The organism is Desulfobacter latus (genome assembly GCF_013389365.1).
Lineage (GTDB): Bacteria > Desulfobacterota > Desulfobacteria > Desulfobacterales > Desulfobacteraceae > Desulfobacter > Desulfobacter latus.
In genome coordinates this window covers 1-23,772 of the sequence record NZ_JACADJ010000065.1, presented here as the reverse complement: position 1 = coordinate 23,772, position 23,772 = coordinate 1, and the positions used below count along the sequence as shown (strand labels likewise).

Annotated in this window: 23 protein-coding genes; 11 read left to right on the top strand and 12 right to left on the bottom strand. The window is 52.0% G+C overall.

Annotated elements, in window-relative coordinates; genetic code table 11:
* The first annotated feature begins 519 nt into the window (after positions 1-519).
* A complete protein-coding gene (locus HXW94_RS15005) occupies positions 520-1,221 on the top strand; it encodes a transposase (protein WP_178367711.1) in 702 nt (233 codons plus the stop codon).
* 36 nt (positions 1,222-1,257) lie between these two features.
* Positions 1,258-1,947 (top strand): calcium-binding protein, encoded by a 690-nt coding sequence (locus HXW94_RS15000; RefSeq protein ID WP_178367710.1) that lies wholly within the window; start codon positions 1,258-1,260, stop codon positions 1,945-1,947.
* Between the two features lie 98 nt (positions 1,948-2,045).
* On the opposite strand, the gene HXW94_RS14995 is transcribed toward HXW94_RS15000, so the two are convergent.
* A complete protein-coding gene (locus HXW94_RS14995) occupies positions 2,046-3,167 on the bottom strand; it encodes an MFS transporter (RefSeq protein WP_246294087.1) in 1,122 nt (373 codons plus the stop codon).
* 622 nt (positions 3,168-3,789) lie between these two features.
* Here HXW94_RS14995 and HXW94_RS14985 point away from each other — a divergent pair.
* The 6 genes from HXW94_RS14985 to HXW94_RS14965 all read left to right on the top strand — a co-directional run bounded on the left by HXW94_RS14985 (position 3,790) and on the right by HXW94_RS14965 (position 10,410).
* A complete protein-coding gene (locus HXW94_RS14985; protein WP_178367707.1) occupies positions 3,790-4,032 on the top strand; it encodes a hypothetical protein in 243 nt (80 codons plus the stop codon).
* A gap of 409 nt (positions 4,033-4,441) precedes the next feature.
* Positions 4,442-4,630, top strand: a complete 189-nt coding sequence (locus tag HXW94_RS20155; RefSeq protein WP_343054655.1) for a M23 family metallopeptidase — start codon at positions 4,442-4,444, stop codon at positions 4,628-4,630.
* Positions 4,627-5,442 (top strand): XdhC family protein, encoded by an 816-nt coding sequence (locus HXW94_RS14980; RefSeq protein ID WP_178367706.1) that lies wholly within the window; start codon positions 4,627-4,629, stop codon positions 5,440-5,442. Before HXW94_RS20155 ends, HXW94_RS14980 begins: the two co-directional genes overlap by 4 nt.
* Positions 5,439-6,713: an amidohydrolase family protein gene (locus tag HXW94_RS14975; RefSeq protein ID WP_178367705.1), complete on the top strand. Its 1,275-nt coding sequence runs from the start codon at positions 5,439-5,441 to the stop codon at positions 6,711-6,713. Before HXW94_RS14980 ends, HXW94_RS14975 begins: the two co-directional genes overlap by 4 nt.
* Positions 6,710-8,146, top strand: coding sequence for an FAD binding domain-containing protein (locus HXW94_RS14970; RefSeq protein ID WP_178367704.1), 1,437 nt, complete (start codon positions 6,710-6,712; stop codon positions 8,144-8,146). The genes HXW94_RS14975 and HXW94_RS14970 overlap by 4 nt, the downstream gene beginning before the upstream one ends.
* Positions 8,143-10,410 (top strand): molybdopterin cofactor-binding domain-containing protein, encoded by a 2,268-nt coding sequence (locus HXW94_RS14965; RefSeq protein WP_178367703.1) that lies wholly within the window; start codon positions 8,143-8,145, stop codon positions 10,408-10,410. Before HXW94_RS14970 ends, HXW94_RS14965 begins: the two co-directional genes overlap by 4 nt.
* A 35-nt stretch (positions 10,411-10,445) precedes the next feature.
* Here the strand turns inward: HXW94_RS14965 and HXW94_RS14960 are convergent, their stop codons facing one another.
* Positions 10,446-11,096 (bottom strand): L-fuculose-phosphate aldolase, encoded by a 651-nt coding sequence (locus tag HXW94_RS14960; RefSeq protein WP_178367702.1) that lies wholly within the window; start codon positions 11,094-11,096, stop codon positions 10,446-10,448.
* A 182-nt stretch (positions 11,097-11,278) separates the two neighbouring features.
* Positions 11,279-12,193 carry a radical SAM protein gene (locus HXW94_RS14955; RefSeq protein WP_178367701.1) on the bottom strand — a complete coding sequence of 305 codons (915 nt, stop codon included), beginning with the start codon at positions 12,191-12,193 and terminating at the stop codon, positions 11,279-11,281.
* A 160-nt stretch (positions 12,194-12,353) separates the two neighbouring features.
* Here HXW94_RS14955 and HXW94_RS14950 point away from each other — a divergent pair, with 160 nt between their 5' ends.
* Genes HXW94_RS14950 through HXW94_RS14940 form a run of 3 tightly spaced genes read left to right on the top strand, consistent with a single transcriptional unit; the run spans position 12,354 to position 18,623 of the window.
* Positions 12,354-12,962, top strand: a complete 609-nt coding sequence (locus HXW94_RS14950; RefSeq protein WP_178367700.1) for a TetR family transcriptional regulator — start codon at positions 12,354-12,356, stop codon at positions 12,960-12,962.
* Between the two features lie 31 nt (positions 12,963-12,993).
* On the top strand, positions 12,994-14,136 hold the full coding sequence (locus HXW94_RS14945; protein ID WP_178367699.1) for an efflux RND transporter periplasmic adaptor subunit: 1,143 nt from the start codon (positions 12,994-12,996) through the stop codon (positions 14,134-14,136).
* Positions 14,133-18,623 (top strand): efflux RND transporter permease subunit, encoded by a 4,491-nt coding sequence (locus HXW94_RS14940; protein WP_178367698.1) that lies wholly within the window; start codon positions 14,133-14,135, stop codon positions 18,621-18,623. The genes HXW94_RS14945 and HXW94_RS14940 overlap by 4 nt, the downstream gene beginning before the upstream one ends.
* A gap of 34 nt (positions 18,624-18,657) precedes the next feature.
* On the opposite strand, the gene HXW94_RS14935 is transcribed toward HXW94_RS14940, so the two are convergent.
* The 9 genes from HXW94_RS14935 to HXW94_RS14895 are packed head-to-tail and all read right to left on the bottom strand — an operon-like array spanning position 18,658 to position 23,496.
* Positions 18,658-19,032 (bottom strand): diacylglycerol kinase, encoded by a 375-nt coding sequence (locus tag HXW94_RS14935; RefSeq protein WP_178367697.1) that lies wholly within the window; start codon positions 19,030-19,032, stop codon positions 18,658-18,660.
* 55 nt (positions 19,033-19,087) lie between these two features.
* Positions 19,088-19,801, bottom strand: coding sequence for an MnhB domain-containing protein (locus HXW94_RS14930; RefSeq protein WP_218576744.1), 714 nt, complete (start codon positions 19,799-19,801; stop codon positions 19,088-19,090).
* Positions 19,749-20,336, bottom strand: coding sequence for a hydrogenase subunit MbhD domain-containing protein (locus tag HXW94_RS14925; protein WP_178367696.1), 588 nt, complete (start codon positions 20,334-20,336; stop codon positions 19,749-19,751). The genes HXW94_RS14930 and HXW94_RS14925 overlap by 53 nt, the downstream gene beginning before the upstream one ends.
* Positions 20,333-20,599, bottom strand: coding sequence for a monovalent cation/H(+) antiporter subunit G (locus HXW94_RS14920; protein WP_218576743.1), 267 nt, complete (start codon positions 20,597-20,599; stop codon positions 20,333-20,335). Before HXW94_RS14920 ends, HXW94_RS14925 begins: the two co-directional genes overlap by 4 nt.
* A gap of 5 nt (positions 20,600-20,604) precedes the next feature.
* Positions 20,605-20,868 carry a hypothetical protein gene (locus HXW94_RS14915; RefSeq protein ID WP_218576742.1) on the bottom strand — a complete coding sequence of 88 codons (264 nt, stop codon included), beginning with the start codon at positions 20,866-20,868 and terminating at the stop codon, positions 20,605-20,607.
* Entirely contained in the window at positions 20,865-21,245 is a 381-nt protein-coding gene (locus HXW94_RS14910; RefSeq protein ID WP_178367694.1) for a Na+/H+ antiporter subunit E, read from the bottom strand. The genes HXW94_RS14915 and HXW94_RS14910 overlap by 4 nt, the downstream gene beginning before the upstream one ends.
* Positions 21,245-22,615 carry a proton-conducting transporter transmembrane domain-containing protein gene (locus HXW94_RS14905; protein ID WP_246294098.1) on the bottom strand — a complete coding sequence of 457 codons (1,371 nt, stop codon included), beginning with the start codon at positions 22,613-22,615 and terminating at the stop codon, positions 21,245-21,247. The genes HXW94_RS14910 and HXW94_RS14905 overlap by 1 nt, the downstream gene beginning before the upstream one ends.
* Positions 22,616-22,668: 53 nt before the next feature.
* The gene (locus HXW94_RS14900; protein WP_218576741.1) at positions 22,669-23,013 is read right to left on the bottom strand and encodes an NADH-quinone oxidoreductase subunit K; all 345 of its coding nucleotides are present in this window, start codon (positions 23,011-23,013) and stop codon (positions 22,669-22,671) included.
* Between the two features lie 42 nt (positions 23,014-23,055).
* Complete coding sequence (locus HXW94_RS14895; protein WP_178367691.1) at positions 23,056-23,496, bottom strand: hypothetical protein; 441 nt, start codon at positions 23,494-23,496, stop codon at positions 23,056-23,058.
* Between the last annotated feature and the right edge of the window lie 276 nt (positions 23,497-23,772).

Here is a 23,772-nt window from a genome sequence, read left to right as displayed (position 1 = left end):
TAAAAATCCTCTTGTTTCCAAGGTAATGTTTGCCTCGTCAATGTTATGACCGGGTTTGGCGCAAGCAGCACCGGCTTAACCCCTTAAACCTGTTTAACCACTTACCGTAGAACCTGGAGCTGGCGAGTACCCCAGGGTACCTATTTCCGATCTAACGTAGTGCTCGAAGCACTTAGACTGGTCAACTTTGGGGCTTTTTCAAGCCCCTCGGTCTTTAGCCGAGGGGTAGTTGACCAAGTTTTACATGCAATGATTTTTAGGCATGGCCCGATACCTTGTCAAAGAACTGTCTCTCAAGATGATGGGAAAACCGGTTTTTGTCAATCAAAAACAAGATCGATCAGCAATTCTAAATTAACGATAATTGGCGATAATTGGGGTCAGAGAGCGATAATTGGGGTCCGATAATTGGGGTCAGAGTAAAATTAGATAATTGGGGTCAGAGTAAAATAGCGATAATTGGGGTCAGAGTAAAATTAAGCATTGAATTCACTCAGGAATGATGCTAAACCATGATCCATGGCTCGATTACAACGCATAGCACCCAAAGACATCCCCATCCATATTATCCAGAGGGGCAACAACCGGCAAGTTTGTTTTGGATCGGATGCCAATCATGCCGCTTTTGCCGAATGGTTGAAAGAATATTCACAAAAGTACCATGTTGATGTGCATGCATGGGTGATGATGACCAACCATGTTCATTTGCTGTGTACACCCCGCAAAGAAAATGGTATCAGTCAAATGATGCAGGATCTGGGGCGTCGTTACGTTCGATATTTTAATTATGAATACAAGCGTACCGGAACCCTTTGGGAGGGGCGTTATAAATCCTGTCTGATACAATCCGACAGGTATTTACTTGAAATTTACAGGTATATTGAACTCAACCCTGTCCGAGCCGGAATTGTTACAAATCCTAAAGATTATCACTGGTCGAGCTATGGGATCAATGCCCTAGGCAATGTTTCTGATTTATGTACGCCCCACCCTGAATATTTGAACCTTGGAAGGGATTCAGACAAACGCCGGAAGAACTATCGTGAACTGTTCAAACATCAGTTAAGCGACACTGTATTAGAACAAATCCGAAAGGCAACCAACAAGGGCATGATTGTCGGCAATGATCGATTCCGTGAAGAAATCGAAGCCTTAACCGGCCGGCGGGTTAAGGAAAAGAAAAGAGGCCGGCCGGTTGGGTGGCGAAAGCCAAAGATTTAATTTTACTCTGACCCCAATTATTGGAGAAGAATAAGTATGAATAACAGCGAAACCTCATTGAAAATTGGTGATTCGGTTAGGGTGAAACCGGATGTACTTGATCCTGATACCGAAGCATTCAGCCTTGAAGGATGGCAAGGGAGAATTCTTGACATCAGATCCCAGGAAGATGGGGTAACGATCATCGATATTGAGTGGGATAGTATCACGCTTCGAGAGATGCCGGCATCATCCATTGAAGCCTGTGAAGAAGAGGGCTTGGACTGGACAGAAATGGGATTGTATTCTCATGACGTTGAGGTGACAACAGCAAGAGATACAGAAGAAGACGTGAAGCATGCCCAAAAACAGATTGAGCAGGTTTCGTACAAAAGCTATAGGTGGTTAGGTGACGCAGGTAAACGGATTCAGCAGATCTTATTCGGAGTTGATCATGAAAACGAGATGGCGGTGATGAAACGATGGGGGGCCTATCTTGAAGCACATTTGAACTTTCCTTTTGACGCTGAGGTTGATGAATGGCAGGAACGGGGACCATTGCGTTCAGGAGATCGGGTGAGTGTCAAAAAAATTTCATTAGTTGATGACTTCTATGGTGTTATTGTGGCACTGCGGTTAGGTCGCAGAAAATATGATTTCCCACTCTGTGACTTAGCGGTAATTGACAAGCAATCAGCCAACGCTCAACTTATCCAAGATTATCGGGTGTGGTTTGCGAATCGCTGAAAAAATCCATTGAAATTGAAAGAGAGGCCTTATGTATGAAAGGAGTAAGGTGCTGACTATGTCTACGATTTTAATCCCCCAGCACAATACGCTTCAAATCAGCGGCCCAAAAATCTAAATACAACCGCACCGGCAAGTGACACACATGCGCTCATCAAAAAGAGACGGGCACCATATGCCTCATACCAATAGCCGTTCAGCAGAAAACCGGCCATCATGCCCAGGCCGTAAGAGACGGCATTGTTGGCCGCCTGTCCCAGGGTACGCGTCTCCCCGGTTGAAAGCCGATCCATATACAGGATGGAGGCCACATGAAATGTCCCGTAGGTAAAGGCATGAAGCATCTGGGCGATCATGATTTCAGTCACTGTGACCGCACGCCATAAAAGGCACCACCGGAGTGCCGCAACCAAACAGGAAAAGAAGATCACATTTTCAAGGGAGATATATTTTAAAATCCTGCCGGAGTTGATCATGAGAACGATCTCAGCGATGGAGGCCACCGCCCAGGTCGACCCGATAAAAAAGGGGCTGTACCCCAATTCCTCCAGATAGATGGAATAAAATCCATAATAGGTTCCATGGCTCAAGAGCATTAGAAACGAACAGGTGAGAAAGGCCAGGGTCCGGGCATTGAGAAGTTCTTTAACCCCGGCATGAAATTGTTTTTTCCTTGCTTTTGCCTTGGGCATGGGAATCGAGAAGAGCGCCTGAAGCGTGTAACCGGCCAGAATGAGAGGAATAATAATATTGATGCTGAAAAGATCGGAAATCTTGCCCAGAGTGAATACAACAAGGATAAAACTCACCGATCCCCAGGCCCGAATCCGGCCATATCTGTTCTTGTCACCGCCCCCGCTACCCAGTTCATCCATTGCAAAGGCTTCTATAAATGCAATGAGGGGAGCAAAGAAAATCGTGTGAAAAATGGTCACAATGACCATGCCCCAAAAATTATTGATATACAGAAAGAAAACCCAGATTGCGGCACTGAGGAAATTGAATAAAACGTAAATCGGTTTTCTCCATGCATACCGGTCGGCAACAATACTCCATCCTATTGAGAAGACAATGGTAATGGCGGTTCTCAGGGCAGACAGGGAACCGATTTCAAAACTGGTGAAACCCAGATGATGGCAATAAAGATTAAAATAAGGCAGAAAAATCCCCAGTACGCCGAAATAGATAAAGTACTGGATTTTCAGTGTTAAGTATGACAATTTGTCCTGGCTCATGTCTGTCTTGGGTGAAACAAAAATTGAAGCACCTGGGGCTGATCCAGGGCCGCGTATGGATTGGTAAGATTTTTTTCCATTGGCGTCTCCTTGTCTGTCTGTTTAAACTTGATGATCGAGTAACACAAGCTCACCGGCGCGACGGCTCACACTGTAAACACCTTTATAATCCGTTTTGATATTATTGCTTTGTGAATCCGGGCTTCCTCTATGGAATCCGGTGTATGTAAAAATCCGCCTTTTCTGAAACCAAACCTCCAGATTTCATACCGGATTTCATGTTTAAGGTTATACATACGATTCACAGCATCATGACCTTCAAGAATATACATATCAAGTTTGAAAAGTGGAGGAAAGCGCATTATGGAAGCGATTCGGGGTATCCAACCGTTATACAATTTGAAAATATCACTGAATTTGAGGCGAACCTTCCATCTTCCGGTAATCTTTAATCCGCTCTCGCTAATTCTTTGTTTAATAACCGTATCTTTACCAAAAATATAAGATTCTGATTTCAATAAACAAAAAGTATTTTGCATGTTTTATATTAATTCAAGCCTTTCATAAGAAAGAATGGGTTTTTGATTATTATCCATTTGATAATCTCATGATAATCTCAGTTTTTCAGGCGGATGAAACCATAGATTTTCCCTGTCTGTCCATATATTTTTTTCAAGTTTCTAAAATTATAATTCAGGGGACATGGAAAAATGACCTGAAACAATTATTCGACCTTGATTATGAGCAGTTTCCTGATCAGCACGGTAAAAAGACCGAAGAAATTTTAAAGGAAAACGATTGGCCGCAGGATTTGATCCGTGCCGTGGTCAGCCATGGATGGGTATCGTGAAGTTCCATATAAAATATAACATAAAATAGTTGACAATAGAGTAAAACACGCCTATTACACCGATAATGCGAATGTTAATGCCAGCAAAAACATAGCCAAACGTTTTGGAAATGTTGAGCTAAAGGACTTAACAGATTTTCGCAAAATGAAACCGTTTTTGTTTTAAGCGGTTTCCGGATGCTCGTAGTGCATCCGACAGGTTAGAACTGAGCTATACGCTTCGAGAGATAGGTGGTTCGCCGCTGACAGTCAATCAACCTGTTTAAGACCAATATCTATATTTCTCTATGGAGTTGGTAACTATAGAATCAGGGAAAGAGACCTACCCTCAAAATCGTCTAATTAGCGGAAAGGATTCGGACCCGGCTGGTCAGACCAGCGGTTGTGGCGACTGCCCTTTCACCGGCCGGTGGCGGGAAAATACACCAGTGTTTATGCTCTGCGGCGCGTGCTGAACGGCAAAGCCAAAAATCCCCACCGGGGAGTGGATTTCAGGGCACCTGCGGGAACCGCTGTGAAATCGGTAGCAGAGGGCAGGGTAATTTTGGCTGAATCCCACTATTATGCCGGCAACTCTATTGCAAGGACTGATACATGACAATTGATCTATTCCGGAAAATTTCCGAAATTATTTCCCAGGGAAAAGCCTGTGTTTTGGTCACCGTGGCGGAAACACAAGGCAGCGGTCCCATGACGGTGGGGAAAAAGATGCTCGTTCAGGACGATGGTTCCGCGCTGGGGACCGTGGGCGGGGGCGCTTTGGAATATGAAGCCGTCAAGGTGTCAAAACAGATCTTTAAAGATCGTCAAAGCCGGCTTGTATCCTATCTTCTCCAAGAGGGTGCCGTTAAAGAAGGCCTCAAAACCGTCCCGATGGTCTGCGGCGGGACAGCCACGCTGTTTTACGAATATCTTTCCGGTGGCGAATTCGTCTATATTTTCGGTGGCGGTCATGTGGGTCGTGCCCTGACCCGTCAGTTGGGGCTGCTTGGTTATTACACCATTCTTGTGGATGACAGGGAGAGTATTTTTTCGGATTTGCCCGAGGCCGGCCAGTGTATTCACGAATCTTTCCACGCCTATGCCGCCGGAGCACCCATTGATGAATCAAGCTATGTTATTATCTGCACCCCTTCCCATGCAAATGATTATAACGTCGTGCGGGCCTTATTGAACAGGGGCGTGCGTCCCTGCTATCTTGGCCTGCTCGCTTCGTCTGCTAAAAAAGCCGATTTTCTCAGCCGCATTGAAAAAGAGTATGGAAAGGATGTGGACCTCTCCCATCTTTACAGCCCGGTGGGATTGGACATCGGCGGCGCGTCTCCCGAAGAGATCGCGTTGTCCGTTGCTGCAGAGATAAGCGCCTTTAAATACGGAAAAAATGAAATTCGTCATATGAGAGACCGGTGAATTTGACAGCATTATACAAAGGCCATTTTATCGATACGCCCACACCCGACGAATTCAGGGTAAGAAAAGACGCTATCGCCATCGTCGAGGCGGGAAAGCTCCTCTCCCTGGAGAGGAGTGTACCGGCCCGGTTTTCATCTCTTCCTGTAAAGGACTTGGGAGAGGGGGTGGTCATTCCTTCTTTTATTGATCTCCATGTCCACGCCCCCCAGCATATGCAGATGGGAGCGGGCCTGGATCTGGGGTTGCTCGATTGGTTGGAAAATTATACCTATCCCGGAGAGTCCCGCTTTGCCGATGAAGATTATGCCCAGGCGCTTTATCCTTTGTTTGCCGCCGAACTGCTGCGACAGGGCAGCCTCCGGTCTGTGGTGTACGGTACGGTTCATTTGGAATCGACCCTGATTCTGGCGCAAGCCCTGGAAAAGGCCGGACTGATGGCCTTTGTGGGCAAGGTCAACATGGATCGGAATGCGCCGGATGATCTTAAGGAGACCCCCGAAGCCTCCTTTAAAGGCAGTGACGCGTTCTGCCGGAGATTGGCGGATATAGACAGGGTCCGACCCATAGTGACCCCCCGTTTTGCGCCAAACTGCACGGAAACGCTCATGAAAGACCTGGGCCAGCTCGCTCAACGGTTGGCGCTACCGGTCCAATCCCACCTTGCCGAAACCCTTTCCGAAGTTCAATGGGTTTCTCAGCTTTTCCCAGAACGCCGCAGCTATACCGATGTCTATAATGATTTCGGCCTCTTGGGACCGGCTAGCTTGATGGCCCACGCTATTTTTTTAAGTGATGCGGAAATCGATCTGATCATGCAACGGGACGCTACCGTGGTGCACTGTCCCAGCGCCAATATCAATTTGAGCAGCGGCATCATGCCTCTGGGACGCTATTTGGATAAGGGCGTCAACCTGGGATTGGGCTCTGATGTGGGTGCCGGGCACACCCTTGGCATGTATCGGTCGGTTATTCAAGCGGTACAGGCCTCCAAGCTGCTCCGGGTTTTGCGGCCCGAAGAGGACCACAGAGCGGTAACCCTTTCGGAAGCCTTTTATCTGGCTACCATGGGAAATGGTAAATTTTTCACCCGTCAGGGATGGGGGCCTTGTGGTGCCTTTGAGCCGGGCATGAGTTTTGACGCCCTTTCCATTGATATGCGATTCCCTGAAGCGGTGGAGATGTCTCCACTCAATCAACTGGAGCGGTTTCTCTACACCGGGGACGACAGACATATTAAAACATGGATTCTGGCAGGTAAGGTATTATGAAAAAACGCTGTGGATTTATTTTAAACAACAAAGAGATGGAACTTTCCCTGTTGCAGGGCCGGTCGGTTCTGGATCTTCTGAGAAAAGATCTGGGACTGTACGGAACTAAAGAAGGTTGCCGGGAAGGTGAATGCGGTGCCTGTACGGTGATACTGGGACGAACGCCTTTGGTTACTTACCGATCCATGCCGGCCTGTCTTATGCCGGCAGGACAGCTCAACAATACCCATCTTGTGACCATAAAGGGACTTCAGGGAGAAAGGCCCAATCGGCTTCAGCAAGCCTTTATCAATCAGGGCGCGACCCAATGTGGATTTTGTACTCCCGGATTCATCCTGTCCCTCACCGGTTATCTTCTGGAGGGGAGGACCGTTACCGTCCAGGGCGCTATCGATGCCCTGGGCGGCAATCTCTGCCGATGCACCGGCTACGGTGCCATTCGCCGGGCCGTGGAGGAGACCGTTGAACCTTTGTTGGGTAAGGTGCCTTCACTTCAGGGGCTGATTGAATTGGATCTGCTCCCTGACTATTTTGCTACCATCCCCCAGAGACTGGAGAATCTGAGACGTAAGCCTCAGTCCGATTCACCGGACGTGACCTTAGAACGGGTTGAAAAAAATTGTCCCCTTATTGCGGGGGGCACCGATTTGTACGTTCAACGGGGAGACGCCCTGAATAAGTCGGATCCACGGTTCCTTATACCCGAAGCCGAGCCGATCCGGGTAGAGGAAGGGATGATAGAAATCCTCGCATCAGCCACCATGGAGCAGCTGCGGCAAGATCCCCACTTCATTGATCAATTTCCCGGGTGGCGTGAAAAACTGCTGGTCATAGCCTCCCATATTTTACGGCATCGGGCCACTCTGGGAGGCAATCTGGTCAATGCCTCACCCATTGCGGACTGTGCTGTTCTTCTACTCGCCCTGGATGCCCAAATTCAATTGGTTTCGTCCAAAGACTCCCGGCGTCGATTTCCGCTAAGGGCGTTCTTTCTGGGTTATAAAGAGCTGGATCTAAAATGCGATGAGCTTGTGGAATTCCTTTTGGTGACTAAACGGGATGAAGCCCAATTATGGAACTACGCCAAGGTGAGTAAGCGGGAGCGATTGGATATCGCCGGCTGCAACTCTGCGGCGGTTTTTACCGTTAATAAGGGGGCATTCGCGTCTGTTGGTTTAGCCTTGGGTGGTGTGGCGCCCATCCCCTTTACGGCCCGCCGAACCATGAAGTGGCTTAGGGGAAAACCCCTGAGCAAACAAACATTCCTGGGTTCCATGGAAGTCCTGCAGGAAGAGATCAGTCCCATAGACGATGTCCGGGGGAGTGCCGAATATAAAAGACGATTGGCTTCCGCCCTTATGGCGGATCACTATCTGCACTGTTTTTCCGATATCTGTTCCTACGACGATTTTGTAAAAGGAGGGGCGCTATGATCAATCCCGATACCACCTATCATGTGATGGGACTTACCCGCTATGTGGATGACAGGGATTTTCCCGCCCGTGGATTACATTGTGTTGTCTTTTTTTCTCCCTTGGCCAAGGGAAAAATCCGGGATTTGGATACGTCCGCCGCCCGAAACGTTCCGGGAGTGGCGTTCATCCTTACCGCAAAGGATATTCCCGGGGAAAATCAGATCGGCGGCATCATTCAGGACGAAGTTCTCCTGGCTGAGGATAAGGTTAATTTTGTGGGTATGCCGGTGGCCGCCGTTTATGCCTGGACCGAGGAGGCTGCCCGGCAGGCGGTGGGGCGCATTAAAATTGATATTGCCGAAGAAATCCCTATTCTGGACCCCCGGGAAGCCTACAATCGGAATGAATTGATTGCCCCGGTACGAACCTTTACCCTGGGTGATGCGGAAGAGGCCATTGCGTCTGCAGCTTATGTGGTCAAGGGACAGGCCGAATCGGGCGCCCAGGAGCACTTTTACCTGGAGGGCCAGGTCACCGTAGCAACGCCCTCGGAGGAGGGCAATCTCCATCTCTCTTCCGGTACCCAGGCGCCCACTTCGGTGCAGCGATGCGTTGCCAAGGTTTGCGGATTGGCCATGAATCGGGTTGAAGTGGATGTTCGACGACTGGGAGGCGCCTTTGGGGGCAAGGAGGTCCAAGCCAATACCTGGGCCTGTTTTGCCGCCCTGGGGGCTCAAAAAGCAGGCGTTCCCTGCCGTATGGTTTTAAGACGTTCCGACGATATGTCGGCTACGGGCAAGCGGCATCCTTATAGCTCGGATTTTACCCTGGCCCTGGATGGGCAAGGAAAGTTTCTGGCCTTCAAGGTGATGTATTACCAAAATGCCGGCGCGGCGGCCGACTTGTCCACGTCTGTTTTGGAAAGAACTCTGTTCCATGCCACCGCATCCTATTATGTCCCCAACGTACATGCCACGGCAGCCGCCTGCCGCACCAACATCACCCCGAACACCGCTTTCCGGGGATTCGGGGGGCCCCAGGCCATGTTCGTGTTTGAAGCGGCCATCCGGGAGGCCTCCCGAATAAGCGGGATCTGCGCAGAAACATTGCAGAGGAAAAATTTGATTAAAACGGGGGATTGTTTTGCCTATGGTATGAAGGCAGAGAATGCCCAGGCCCAACGCTGTTGGGACCGGGCATATGCGCATTATGACCTGCAGAAACGGATGCGTGCCATTGACGATGCCCAAAAAAAAGAGACGTGTTCCGGTCAAGTCGCCCGCTACGGCAGAGGGTATGCCCTGATGCCCGTATGTTTCGGCATCAGCTTTACCACCATATTTTTAAACCAGGCCCGGGCGCATGTCCACGTTTACACAGACGGTAGCGTGGGCGTAAGCACGGGGGCTGTGGAAATGGGGCAGGGGGTAAACCACAAAATTCGCGAACTCGTTGCCGACAGCCTGGGGATCGCTCCTGGACGGGTTAAGCTCGAATCCACCAATACCACCCGTGTGTCCAATACCAGTCCCACCGCTGCCAGCAGCGGATCTGACCTGAATGGAGCGGCCGCCCGGATGGCCTGTGAGATGATAAAAGAGCGCCTTTTTAAATTTAAGGCCGATGAATATCAATGTGCATCAAAGGATTTCTCAATTAGGCAAGGCCGTTTATATAGAGAGGGTAACGCCTGTGAGGTTTGTTGGGCGGATTTGGTGAATCAAGCCTATTGTTCCCGGGTGCAGTTGAGCGCCGAAGCCCATTATGCCACGCCGGACCTCTACTTTGATAAATCTGTCGAGAAGGGCCGTCCCTTTGCCTATCATACCTACGGAACGGCCTATTTTGAGGCCGAAGTGGACCGCTTACTGGGGACTTACAGTATAAAAAAGGCCTATGTGGTGCATGACCTTGGGCGATCCATAAATCCCCTCATTGATCTTGGCCAGGTTGAAGGCGGCATGGTTCAGGGCATTGGATGGTTGACCATGGAAGAGATGCGTTACGACGAGACGGGCAGACCCCTTACGGCCACTGCGGGAACTTATAAAATACCTGATATATCTTTTGCCTCTTTGGATATGAAAGTTCAATTTTTGGAAGATGTATATAACGATAAAGCCGTTAAGGGTTCCAAGGCCGTGGGGGAGCCACCCTTCATGTATGGAATCGGGGCTTTTTTTGCCATAAAGATGGCCGCCGGATATGAAAAGCCCTTCTATTTTGCGCCCATTACTCCCGAGCGTTTGTTTGGGGAATTGAGGGAAGGGCTTGTCGTATGAGATTGATTTTAAGGACATGAAGCGCCCGGGCAGATTCAGCCCATTTTTTTTTGGCCATAGGTCCTGAATTTTTCAAGCACTGTCGCCATCTCTTCTTCCGGCAGAATTACCGGCGTGCCGATACTCTTGGTCTGGTAATAAATCCGGGCCACAAATTCGATCTCTTCGGCAGCGGCAAAGGCCGCATCCATGGTCGATCCCACGGCCAGCATTCCGTGGTTGGCCAGCAGGATTGCATTGTACGCCCCAATGGTGTCTGCCACCTTTTGGGCCAGTTCAGGGGTTCCAAACGTGGCATAAGGGGCGATGGGCACTTTTTTGCCGGCAAACCCCACAAGATAATGAACCGCAGGGATTTCCCATCCCAGACAGGCGATGGTGGTGGCATACGGTGAATGGGTATGGACCACGGCCCGGACATCACTGCGCTGATTGTATAGGGAGAGATGGAACCCCAGCTCGCTTGAGGGCTTGCACGCGCCGTCTATAATATTTCCGTCCAGGTCGGTGAGGACCACCTCCTCGGGCTGTAATGCCCCGTATTCAATCCCGCTGGGACTGATAGCCACCTGGCCGGACGCCCTGTCAAGCATGCTCAGATTTCCGCCGGTCCCGGTGGTCAGACCGGATTCAACCATTTTAAGGCCGAAACGAACAATCGCCTTTCTTTCTTTTTCCAAAGTCATGCAGCGCTCCATATATTATCGTAAAACGTGATCATTGCGTAAAAGTCATTCGCATATTTTATATGAAAAAGTTTAACCACGGAAATCACGGAAGACACTGAAGATAGAATTCTGTGATTTCTGTGTATTCTGTGGTTAAAATGTTTTTCATTGTTTGTTGTGTCCGTCAGGTTATGGCCGTTCTACAGAGCGGCAAATCGGCTGATCCCCGCGTCTTTTGCCGCTTCGACAGCTTTGTTGAACTCAGCCCGAGAAACAGGTCTTGCCAATTCTTTCACATGAAGCGCCTTCCCACAAGGTCGATATTGATCCATGATGTTAACATAGGTGTTTTTTGAGACATGGTTGGCAATAAATGACATCACCGCCCCGGTTCCGGCAATTCCGGAAGGCATGACCAAATGTCTGAGCAGCAATCCCCGTGTGGCAATACCGTTTTCATCAAGCTGCAGATCACCCACCTGTCGATGCATTTCAACAATGGCGTTTGCGGCGACGTCGGGATAATCCGGCGCATTGCAGGTCATTTCGGCAATAGCCGGATCCCAAAATTTAAAATCCGGCATATAGATATCGATCACGCCTTCCAGCAGTTTTAACGTCTCCACCTTGTCGTATCCGCCGCAGTTGTATACCAAGGGTATTCTTAATCCCCCGTCAATGGCCATATCAAGGGCAGACAAAATCTGAGGCACCACATGGGTAGGGGTCACAAAATTAATGTTATGGCAACCGTTATTCTGCAGGATCAACATCATGCCGGCCAACTGTCCGAGTCCGCACGCCTCTCCGGCCCCCTCGTGACTGACATCGTAATTCTGGCAAAAATTACATTTCAGGTTGCAGTGGGTAAAAAAAATGGTACCGGAGCCAAAAGTCCCGACCAGTGGCGGTTCTTCTCCAAAGTGGGCGTTAAAGCTCGAAACAACCGCTTCTTCACCGGTCGAGCAATAACCTAACTCCCCGGAAAGACGGTCGACCTTGCACGCTCTGGGACAAATCTCACAGGATTTTAACAGATGCCGCGCTTTATTGATTTTATCCCGGAGCAGCCCTTTCTTTTTGGTCTCAATATAGGCTGCTTGAAAGGTTGTCATTTGCATACTCCTTTATTTCTGTTATCAGATGTCGTTGGAATGAAGCCACCTTTAAAGATAGCAAAGGATATCTGGGATTGTATAGGGTTAATTGGATTATTTTTATTGCATACCTACCCGAAGGTATGTATATTGTCTGCCATTAAATTGAGGAAAATTTATGGCGAGAAAAACGAAAAAAGAGGCGGAAAAGACACGGCAACAGATTCTGGATGCCGCGCTGAAGGTTTTTTCGGAAAAGGGCTATTCAAAAACCACCTTTGTGGATATTGCCGATGAGATCGGGTTGACAAAGGGGGCGGTGTATTGGCATTTCAAAACAAAACCTGAACTTTTGGCTGCTATGATCTCATACGGCAAAGAAAAAAAGTGTAAGCGCTTTAAAGATATGGCGCCGGAAAGCGTGGCGGATCTGCGCGCAGGGTTAGTCGGGTTTGTCAATACATTTGTGAGTGATGCGGCGGCCTGGAAGTTTGAGTTTTTTTGCGGTTTCCAGATTGAGTGGTCAACCGAGCTGATGGCACAAGTACATGAAAAACTGGCGGAACTGCGCGTCGATCCGATGAAGGATTTTGAAGAAAAACTTGTGCGGCTGCAGGAAAACGGTGCGTTGAGTAAAAAAAAGGAGGCGCGGACCCTTGCGCTCTGTTTTGCGTCTTCTTGGATCGGTGCAATGCATTTGGCGATGTACGGTGAATATGACCGGAATAAATTTGTGGAAGTGATCCTGGAGAGTTTTGACTTGCTGTTCAGCAGTCTTTCCAACTAAGCCGGAGAACTTCAAATAAGGAAAAAAGCGAATGGTAAAGGCAATTGGAAACGTGGTTATTGCGATCATTTTGATCGGTGTGGGGTATTTTATTCGTCAGTTTGTTCCGTCCGGCGGACCGCCGCCGGGCATGATGGGCATGGGCGAAATGCCGCCGCCCGCAGTGATTGCTGTTGAACTGAAAGAACGCCCGCTGGATGTGCTTGACGACCACATTGCAATGGTCGAGCCGGTGCAGGAAGTCATGGTCCGCTCGGAAATTTCCGGCTACATTGACAATGTTCATTTCACGGAAGGCGCTTTGGTGAACGCGGGTGACCTGCTCTTCACCATTGACCGGAAACAATATCAGGCCATGGTTGATGTACGCGAGGCCGAGCTGGCCCGTGCCAAAGCCGAACTGGCCCGCGCCGAAAAATTCCTCAAGCGGATGCGCGGGGCGAATAAACGCAGCGTTGCACAATCGGATCTCGACACTGCGGAAAGCGACCAATTGCAGGCCGTGGCCAACCTGAAACAGGCAGCAGCCAATCTGAACCTGGCCAGGATTGACTTGGGTTATGCGGACGTGCGTGCGCCGATCAGCGGCCGCATCGGCATGGCCAAGGCAACCAAGGGCAATTATGTCACTTCCGCCTCCGGCGAACTTGCCCGCATCGTGCAGACCAGTCCGATCCGAGTGGTCTTTTCGATGACCGACCGCGCTTACCTGGACCTCCGTGCCCGGGAACTGGCCGGCACCGCCGAGGGGCTGGTTGCCCGCATTCGTCTGCCCAACGGAATCCAGCTTCCGCTGGTCGGCAAAAAGGAGTTCGACGACAACGTTATGAATGCGGAAACCGGCACCATGGCGGTCCGCTACCTGTTCGATAATCCCGACGGGCAACTGGTCCCCGGCGGCTATGTCAATATTCTGCTTGGATTGCGCCAACGCCCCGTGGGCATCCGTATTCCCCAGCGGGCGGTACTGCTTGATCCACAGGGATACTATGTGCTGACGATCAACGGGGAGGGACAGGTCGGTACCGCCCGCGTTGAAATCGGCAAAGCGGTTGAGGGTGACTTTGTGGTGCTTTCCGGACTGAAGGCCGGCGACCGTATCGTGGTTGACGGTGTGCAGAAAGTGCAGCCGGGCATGAATGCCGTGGTAACGCTACAGGAGGCTGGAAAATGATTTCTCGGGTATTCATTGAGCGCCCGCGTCTGGCGGGTGTGGTGTCCATTGTCCTGATTCTGGCGGGGATTCTTTCAATCACCTCCCTGCCGATTACCCAGTATCCCCAGGTCACACCGCCGCAGATTGTGGTGCGCGCAAGCTACCCCGGGGCGAGCGCCGAAGTCATGGCCGACATCGTGGCCGGGCCCATTGAAGATGCGGTGAACGGCGTGCAGGATATGATCTATATGTCCTCGACCTCCGACAATTCAGGCAGCTACTCGCTCACCGTAACCTTTGCCGTGGGCACCGATCCGGATATGGCCCAGGTAAAGATCCAGAATCGTGTGTCCCAGGCCGAACCGATGCTGCCCTCCGAAGTGGTGCAGCAGGGCGTGACCGTTGAAACCGAATCCGCCGACATGCTCGGTTTCGTGATTGTCCGTTCGCCTGACCACAGTCTTGATGAACAGGTAATGAGTGACTACACCTATAAAATCATCCAGCCGAGCCTTGAACGCATCCCCGGCGTCAGCCGCGCACAGGTTTACGGCCCCAAATACAGCATGCGCGTCTGGCTGGATTCCGACCGCATCTCCGCCCTCGGCATCGGCGCCGATGAGATAATATCGGCCATCCGCAACCAGAACCTGCAGGCCTCCATCGGCGCCATCGGCGCCACCCCGGATGACGGCTCCGGCCAGGTCGTCTTCACCCTGACCGCGGAAGGACGGCTGAACGATACCGACGCCTTCGGCAATATCGTGGTGCGCACCGGCGAGGACGGTGCGGTGGTCTATCTCAAGGACGTTGCACGCATCGAGAAAGGATCGGATAACTATCTTTTTTCCGCCAAATACAACGGCACACCCTGTGTGGCGATGGGGTTGAGCCGTACGCCGGGCTCCAACGCGCTAGACACCATGGATGCCCTGCAGGCGGAATTGAAGCGGCTTGAAAAGAATTATCCCGAGGGCCTTGAAACCAGACTGCCCTACGATGCCTCGGAATTTGTCCGTACCAGCATCCGGGAAATCGTGTCAACCCTTGGGTTGACCTTCCTGCTCGTGGTCATCGTCTGCTATATCTTTTTGCAGAACTGGCGCGCCACGCTGATACCATCAATCACCATCCCGGTCTCGCTCTGCGCCACCTTCATGGTGTTGGCCGCCCTTGGCTACAGCATCAACACGCTGACCCTTTTCGGCCTCGTGCTGGCCATCGGCCTGGTGGTGGATGACGCCATCGTGGTGGTTGAACGGGTTCAGGAGCTGATGGAAAGCGAAGGCCTCGATCAAAAGCGCGCAACCCTCAAGGCGATGCAGCAGGTCAGCGGTGCGATTATTGCCACGACCCTCGTCTTGCTGTCCATCTTTGTTCCCATCGGATTTATGGGCGGTATCACCGGCAAAATTTATCAGCAGTTTGCGGTGGCGATCTCGGCAGCGGTCTTCTTTTCCACGCTCAACGCCCTCACGCTGAGCCCTGCGCTCTGTGCAACCCTTCTTCAGGCGGTTAAACCGAAAAAACAGGGTCCGAAGCTCTGGTTCAATAGCGTACTCAACCGCTTACGAGGCGGCTATGTTTCCTTTAGCACCTGGATTGCCCGCAAAGTGGTATTCACGATCCTGATTTTGCTTGGTGTGTTCGGCGGTGTGTATGTCCTGTTCAACATGAGTCCCACAGCCTTCCTGCCCAATGAAGACCAAGGCGTTATTTTCGGAATGGCGCAGCTGCCCGAAGGGGCCACGCGCGCCCGCACCGAGGCACTGCTGGCGCATGTGTTGACGCCGCTGCAGGATGAGCCGGGGGTTGGTTACACCATTCAGGTCACCGGTTTCAGCATGATGGGCGGTTCTTCCGAAAACGTGGCCTTTTTTCTGTTCGGTCTCGACCATTGGAGCCGGCGTGAGTCTCCCGGACTGAGTATTACGGCCATCCAGCAAAAGCTGCAGGCGCGGCTGGCATCTGAGCCGGGCGCGCAGCTCAACCTGTTTGTGCCCCCCGCCATCATGGGGCTGGGCAACAGCGGCGGGCTGGATATTCGCCTGCAGGCCACCGCCGACAATGATCCCCAGCAGCTTCAGTCCGTCATGAACAACTTTCTGATGCAGATCAATATGGCGCCGGAAATCATGTTCGGCTTCAGTTCCTATTCCGCTGCAACGCCCCATCTCTACCTGGATGTCGACCGCACCAAGGCCGCGTTGATGCAGGTCGAGGTCAGCACTATTTTCAGCGCGCTGCAGAACTATCTGGGCTCGCTCTATGTGAATGATGTCAATTTTGACGGACAGGTGAACAGGGCCATTGTCCAGGCTGACTGGCCCCACCGGAAGAATCCCGAAGCCCTCAACAATATCCATGTAAAGAGCCGGACCGGCGCAATGGTGCCGCTGGGCAGCCTGGTAACGACGGAAACGACCCTCGCGCCGCGGATGATCGAACGTTACAATAAGTTCTCAGCCGCCGGCATTACCGCTTTTACAGCGCCGTTTGTCAGCAGCGGCGATGGAATGGCCAAGGTTTCCGAAATTGCGAAAACAGCCCTGCCGGACGGCTATGCCTTTGACTGGTCGGGACTCAGCTATCAGGAAGCCACCACCGCGGGATCCACCGCCCTGATCTTCATGATGGCCATAATATTTGCCTACCTTTTTCTCGTGGGCCAGTATGAAAGCTGGACCACGCCGATGCCGGTTATCCTTTCAACGTCAGTGGCCGTGCTTGGCGCCCTGGCCGGACTGATGGCGATCAAACTGCCGCTGAGTATCTATGCCCAGCTCGGCGTCATTCTGCTGGTAGGTCTGGCCAGTAAAAACGCGATCCTTATCGTCGAATTTTCCAAAACCCGGCGGGAAGAGGGCTTGTCCATCATTGACGCGGCCGCCGACGGGGCCGGGCAGCGGTTCCGTGCGGTGTTGATGACCGCCTTTACTTTTATTCTCGGCGTGCTGCCGATGGTGTTCGCCCACGGCGCCGGTTCCGCCAGCCGACGGGCCATCGGCACCACCGTATTCTCCGGGATGCTGGCGGCCACCTTATTTGGGATTGTGCTGGTCCCGGCGCTGTTTGTTCTGTTCCAGAGGATCCGTGAAAAAATCCACACCATCATCCGTCCGCGACCAGCGCCGACGCATTTGTCCATGTTGCTGTTCTTAGTGCCGATGCTGATGGTCGGTTGCGCGCCGGTGGGGCCGGACTACCAGCGTCCCGGTCTGCCGGACATTCCTGATGCGCGGACGGTCGAGGTGGATGTGGCTGAATGGTGGAACCAATTCAACGATCCGGTACTGACCGATATGGTCCAACGGGCGCTGACCAACAACCATGACCTCAAGACAGCCGTGGCCCGGGTGCGTCAGGCCCGCGCCCAACTGGCCCAAACCAGGGCCGCCTATGGGCCGACGGTTGATTTAACCGGTCATGTCAATCACTCCGATTCCTCGACAAACGGCTTGATGGGCAGCGGTTCCACCACCCTCTACAGCACCGGATTCGATGCTGCCTGGGAAATCGATATTTTTGGCGGGACCCGACGGACCGTTGAAGCAGCGGTTGCGGACTGGCAGGCAATTGAGGTCGGGCTGGATGATGTCCGGGTCAGTGTGGCCGCGGAGACCGCAATGGCCTATCTCAGCGTCCGCACCTACCAGCACCGCCTGACCGTATCGCGAACCAACCTGAAGATCCAACAGGATACTTATGAGATCCTTGCCGACAGGTTTAAGATCGGCTTGGGCAATGGACTGGCCGTGCAACAAGCGCGTTACAACCTTGAAAGCACGCGGGCCGTGATCCCCACCCTTGAGGCCGGGCTGGAAAGCGCCCGCAATGTCCTATCGGTATTAACAGGCGACATGCCGGGCAGTCTGAAACTTACTGATATCAACCGGATACCGCAATCTGATTTGGCGATTAAAGGCATTCCGGCGGACCTGTTACGCCGCCGGCCGGATGTCCGGCGCGCTGAACGCGAGCTGGCCGCCCAGACGGCGCGCATCGGTGTGGCCGTGGCCGATCTGTATCCCAAATTCACACTGACCGGCTCCATCGGGCTGGAGTCTTTGGCGTCGTCTACGCTTTTCGAGTCAGCCAGTGGGAAATACAGCATTATCCCCGGTATTCGCTGGCCGATTTTTTACTCCGGTTCTATCCGTAATAATATCAAGATTCAGGAAGCAGTCCAGGAACAATACCTGTACGCCTATGAATCAACGATACTGAAAGCCGTGCAGGAGGTGCATGATGCGTTGATGGATTACCACAAGGAAAAAGAACGTCGCATTTCGCTCAGGTGCGCTGTCCAAGCTGCCTGTGCCGCAGAAAAGCTGGCCCAGGATCAATACCGCAATGGGCTTGCCGACTTCAATAATGTGCTTGATGCACAGCGTTCGCTGCTAAGCTTCCAGGAAAAGCTCGCCGTCAGCGAAGGCACGGTAAGCCGGAACGCCGTCCGACTTTACAAGGCACTGGGCGGCGGTTGGCGTTCTTTTGAACGGTAAGAACGGTCAGCAGGATGGATACGGTGTAGCGGCGTTACAGCAGGGAAGCGACTTCAAACACAAAGACAATTACCCAGATCAGGATGCTGATGCCGGCTGCCGCAGCAGCGATGTCCTTGATGATGCCGATACGCGGGTCCTCGTCAGGCTGAATCATATCGCAGATTGCTTCGATGGCGGTATTGAATATTTCAGAGATGACCATCACACCGGTGGCGACGACGAGCAAAAGGAGGTCGAACCACTTGTGCAGGGCCAGGCAAACAGCAAGCAGGATCGCAGAAAGCAAAATTTTGTAGGCAACGCTGAAATCGGTCAACACCGCGTAGCGCAGGCCGGACATACAGATCTTCAATTTTCGGAGGGGCCGAAACCCGGCTTGTCCGGTGTTCAGGAATTTGTTGCGCATGGGATTGTCTCCTTTTGAATTTGTTTATGATGCCTGCAGATGCTGTTGCCGTGGCCTACAACAGCCCCCGATACCGGATGAACAAATGCGTCACGGTCCAGGTACCGATGGTCACTTTTAACGCGATCAGCAGGTTGAAGAACGGGATGGCGAGGGCACTGAACAAGGCTGCCATGTCACCCCGGAACCAATCGGGCCGATGCAGAAAAATTCCCGTCAGCACCAGGAACAATAGAAGGACGCTTTTTTCCGCTGTCTTTGCCCGCCACCGTTCGTAATGCCGCTGCATCTCCTCCGGCGGCGATGTGATCGCCACCAATCCGATGGCTGTGCCGCCGGCCACACCGGCCGCAAATCCGCCGCCGGGACTCAAGTGGCCTCGTAGGGCAAGCTCCACGCAAAGCATGGCTGACACAGAAGCCCCCAGCCGGGCGAGGATGACGGATGTCTCTTCGCGTACATAGGTAACAAATTTGACCGGGGCGTGTCTGGAAAGAAAGACGTGGACACCCTGAACCGCAATGCTGAAGACCATGACCTCGAACACGGTGTCGTAAACTCGGTTCCGCAGCAATATGCCGGCCACGGCATTGGGGACGCCGGTTTCCGAGACAATTGTTCCCACGATGTCAACACAGACTTCCGGAACCCCGTGGACAAAAACAGAGAGTTTCACGAAAACCGCTGCGATGATGATCAGGTAAATGACGGTCATATCAGTGATCACCTTTCGAAATATCCGTGTCCGGCCACCGGAAAGCGGTGACACCGGTGGCCACGGATATCCGGCGGGCAAAGCGTTCAAGCCCAGCGGGCCGGTAGACGAGTACCGGGGTGTCGCCGGCGGGGTGTTCCGGGCCCCTATCTGTAAAAACCACCATCGCGTCCGATGTTCCGAGCAGGATATCCGAATCCCCGTTTTTTAACGCATTGACCGCATCTTCAACCGTGTCGTACGCTGTCGTTTCGAACCGGAGATGCGTTTTACGACACGCAGCCTTGATTGCTGCGCTTACTGTTTCAACGGATGCGGACGGCGTCTCTTGCAGCCGCACCACACCGAGACGGATCACCATCGTGGCACGTACAGCGATGGTGTAAAGAACGATGATGAGCAGGCTGCCCATGAGCGCCTCTGTGACGGCCACGTCCGCCGCACCGAGCGACGTATACGCCAGAGCCGACACAGCACCGAGGACGCCCCGCGAAATCAGCGCATTGTAGGGATTGGGCTGGAGCACCGTGAGAAGCGCGCTCAGGGGAAGGAGCAGGGCGATGCTGAAAAGAATGGGGGTTTCGGTCATTTGGCGGTCTCCCGGGTCGAGCAATGGGCCATCACATATCCAAGCATGGTGTTCCACACGGCCAGAGAGAGGATGGCGAGCAGAAGCAGGGGCCATTCACGCGGATATTGCACCCAGAGGCCTGCGATGATCAGGATCGATCCCAGGGTATCAGCCACACCAATGATGTGGAGTTTCCAGACGGTTGATCTCCTGCCGAACATGCCGAAAACGCCCCATATCCAGAAAAAGAGGCCGATTCCCATCAAAACAAGGCTGAACATGTTACTCATTGCACATTGAGTCTGTTCAGAAGGTGAGACAAGAGCATGATGCCCGCGTTTCCGGCGCTTAAGACAATCACCGCCACGACTGCGATCATCCAGTCTTCCCGCATCACGGAGACCGCCAGGGCGAGTACTGCTGCTTTGGAAGAGATGCTGGAAAACGCGAGGATTCGTTCCCACACACGCCGCTCCCGGAAAAGCGCGAGAATCTGCACACCGATCACCAGCGTCATCATAAATAGTATCGTTAAAAGCAGTTGGGTCATTCTTTCTCCTTTGGATGAATGTGGTGAACGGTGATGTGTCCGTGTTCATCAAAATCGAGCACCAGGGTCTTGGGCGTAAAGGTCACCAGGAAAATTTCCATAAAAACAACTAGGGGGTTGAAGCCGAATCGGACAGGGTGCGTCTGTATATGTTCAAACCGGTGGCGGCGAATCACCATGTCCGCAGCCTGGAGGTAGGCGACCGGAACAGCGCGAAGGCACTGAAACAGCACCGCCGTAAAAATTTTTCCAGAGATCGGTTTACCGGGGACTTTCGGAATCAGCACTGCCGCCGCTGATCCGATGCAGATATTGGCCGGACTTATATCCGCTGTCAGTAAGAGCCAGAAACAGAGCCGTATCAATACAAAACCCATTATGCCGCCTCCTGTAAGATCATGAGTACCCATAACAGAATGACCATCGCGCCGATCAAATGGCGCAGGTCCTCGGGCCGGCGGGAGAGCCGTATGCCGACCCGCCGGAAAATCAGGCCGTAAAGCCCCCAGCCGGTGAGCAGGATGAGCAGGGCTTTTCCGAGTTCTTTCATGGTGACGGCATCCGGCGCAATGCCGAAAAAGAGCATGCCGGCCAAGAGCGGTAACACGGGCATTACCGGCGCAGGTGTTGACGGGGATGCCGCCGGGCCGGGCAAAAATATCAATTTTGCCAGGATCAGCGCAGTGCCGACAGCCCCTGCCGTCATCCAGGGGGCATGCAAGTGCGTCAGGTGGGGGAAGAGCGCGCTCTTTGCCACATATCCGGCCAGAAACGGCGCTCCGGAAAGGGATAAAACAGCGACGGTCATTACAGCCCGGAGACGTCTGTCAACGCCGGTGGTTCTTAACGCCCCGATCTCCCGCGCCGGAAGCTTTCCGGCGGATAAAAAGAGACATGATTTCGCGATGCCGTGGGTAAACGCATAAAACGCACCGGCAACCGGCGCGGCAAGCATTACGCCCACTTGGGAAATGGTGCTGAAGGCCAGAAGCCGCTTTACGTCGGTCTCGAAAAGCGCGAAACCGACCCCGAACAACGCACTGGCAACGCCGATCCATCGAAGGATTACACCGGCTTCCGGGGCGCCCAGGGCGATGGTCATCAGGGGAAAAATTGCAATCTTTACCAATACGCCGGACAGCAGGGCCGAGACCGGGGCTTCCGCCTCGGAATGGGCAAAGGGCAGCCACAGCCCGGGAATAAAAACGCCGCCCTTGACCAGCAGTCCGCTGATCAGCAGTGCCGAGGCGACCGGCGGGCTGTGTGAAACCCCGTCCATGGCGAACGAGAGCGTCGATTCATAGACCAACACAACGCCGATCAGATAGAAGAGCATGGCGATGTTGCTGACAAAGAGGTACCGGAATGCGTTCCAGACGCTTCCCGATGTCAGGGGATGGCCGATGAGCAGGCTTGCGGTGATGGTGGTCAGCTCTAAAGCCACGTAAAGGCTGAAGAGATCTGCGCAGATGAATGCGGCGTTGATCCCGGCGTGGAGCGTGATGACAAGGGTGTGCAAAAACGGCGCAGTATCATTTCGACGACGGAAATCAAGAACCACGGCAACGCAGACGAGCGCGTTGGTCAACAGCAGCCATGCGGTGCGTGTATCGGTTTGCAGCATCACCCCGAATGCATCGACCAAGACCCATGCGGTTGTCGAATCCCGGTGGAAGAGCCAGGCGGCATACGCCGCAGTCGGCAAACAGCTCAGCAGGCTCAAGAGACCCGCCAGCCGGGGCTGCATCATGCTGAAAATGCACAACAACAGCGGTATCAGGATGATTGTCAGGGGATGGGTCATGGGCGGGGTTTTCCGGTGCGCTTCCCGGCTTCGACACGTTCAATGTCGTCAATATCAAGGGTCGGATATTCCTTTGACAGGATCATCAGGCAGACGAGCAACAGCGCGATAATGGAAAAGCCGATGACAATCGCTGTCAGGATCACCGCCTGGGGAACCGGGTCCGCATAGGCGACTGTTTCCGGGGCGTTGCCGACAATGGGCGTGACCATCCCGCTGCGGGACGCAATGAAGAGAAAATAGCCGATCACGCCTGTTCCCATGACATCCATGGAAAGGGCTTTCAGCATCAGGTTTTTTCGACAAAGAGCGCCCACCAGGCCGATGAAAATTGTCAGCAAAAAGAGTGTTTCCATTTATATTTGGAAGGCACTTTTTCTTTTTTAATCATCAGATACAAATTCAGGATACAGCTTTTTAAGACAATCTGGGCATATTCCATGACTAAAACTTGCTTCAGAATTTTTATCTATATATTCTTCAATCTGATTCCAATAACCTTTGTCATCACGAATTTTTTTACATGAAGAGCATATTGGTAACAAACCTTTTAAAACTTTTATATTTTCTGAAGCATTACGAAGTTCCTCATTTTTTTGTTTTAGTTCCTCATATTGAAGGTTTATTTTTTCGATCATAATTTTTACCATTTTTTGATAGCTATAAATTGTTACATACATAATAGCAAGAAAAAACCCCATACAAGCAAGATAAACGAACCAATGAGCATAATTACGAACCAAATCATTAGATAAAGAAGGCTGATATTCTCCTGAACAGAATTTAAAAGCAATGAGAGAATAAAAAATCATAAGTAAAATCATGTATATTACAGTTATCTTTGAAGAGTAAAAAACTGACATAACGACAACTACAGCTAAAAATATGAAAACCGAACCGGATAGCAATCCAAGTGTGTAAACACCTATACTGGCACCTAAAGAAAATGAGATTATAAGAAACAATGTCTTATAGGGCGCATTCCCATTTTCCCGGTTTTAAAAAAGCCTATCTTTTTATGAAAAAAGCATGATATGAACTCTCGAAACAATACTATCTGAGGAGCAAATATAATGGAAATGAAGAAAGCCGAAGACTGT

Coding starts and splice junctions, on each gene's coding strand:
- HXW94_RS15005 (WP_178367711.1), top strand. CDS start 520: ATGGCTCGATTACAACGCATAGCACCCAAAGACATCCCCATCCATATT.
- HXW94_RS15000 (WP_178367710.1), top strand. CDS start 1,258: ATGAATAACAGCGAAACCTCATTGAAAATTGGTGATTCGGTTAGGGTG.
- HXW94_RS14985 (WP_178367707.1), top strand. CDS start 3,790: ATGATAATCTCAGTTTTTCAGGCGGATGAAACCATAGATTTTCCCTGT.
- HXW94_RS14980 (WP_178367706.1), top strand. CDS start 4,627: ATGACAATTGATCTATTCCGGAAAATTTCCGAAATTATTTCCCAGGGA.
- HXW94_RS14970 (WP_178367704.1), top strand. CDS start 6,710: ATGAAAAAACGCTGTGGATTTATTTTAAACAACAAAGAGATGGAACTT.
- HXW94_RS14965 (WP_178367703.1), top strand. CDS start 8,143: ATGATCAATCCCGATACCACCTATCATGTGATGGGACTTACCCGCTAT.
- HXW94_RS14960 (WP_178367702.1), bottom strand. CDS start 11,096: ATGACTTTGGAAAAAGAAAGAAAGGCGATTGTTCGTTTCGGCCTTAAA.
- HXW94_RS14955 (WP_178367701.1), bottom strand. CDS start 12,193: ATGACAACCTTTCAAGCAGCCTATATTGAGACCAAAAAGAAAGGGCTG.
- HXW94_RS14950 (WP_178367700.1), top strand. CDS start 12,354: ATGGCGAGAAAAACGAAAAAAGAGGCGGAAAAGACACGGCAACAGATT.
- HXW94_RS14945 (WP_178367699.1), top strand. CDS start 12,994: ATGGTAAAGGCAATTGGAAACGTGGTTATTGCGATCATTTTGATCGGT.
- HXW94_RS14940 (WP_178367698.1), top strand. CDS start 14,133: ATGATTTCTCGGGTATTCATTGAGCGCCCGCGTCTGGCGGGTGTGGTG.
- HXW94_RS14935 (WP_178367697.1), bottom strand. CDS start 19,032: ATGCGCAACAAATTCCTGAACACCGGACAAGCCGGGTTTCGGCCCCTC.
- HXW94_RS14925 (WP_178367696.1), bottom strand. CDS start 20,336: ATGACCGAAACCCCCATTCTTTTCAGCATCGCCCTGCTCCTTCCCCTG.
- HXW94_RS14920 (WP_218576743.1), bottom strand. CDS start 20,599: ATGTTCAGCCTTGTTTTGATGGGAATCGGCCTCTTTTTCTGGATATGG.
- HXW94_RS14915 (WP_218576742.1), bottom strand. CDS start 20,868: ATGACCCAACTGCTTTTAACGATACTATTTATGATGACGCTGGTGATC.
- HXW94_RS14910 (WP_178367694.1), bottom strand. CDS start 21,245: ATGGGTTTTGTATTGATACGGCTCTGTTTCTGGCTCTTACTGACAGCG.
- HXW94_RS14905 (WP_246294098.1), bottom strand. CDS start 22,615: ATGCAGCCCCGGCTGGCGGGTCTCTTGAGCCTGCTGAGCTGTTTGCCG.
- HXW94_RS14895 (WP_178367691.1), bottom strand. CDS start 23,496: ATGATTTTACTTATGATTTTTTATTCTCTCATTGCTTTTAAATTCTGT.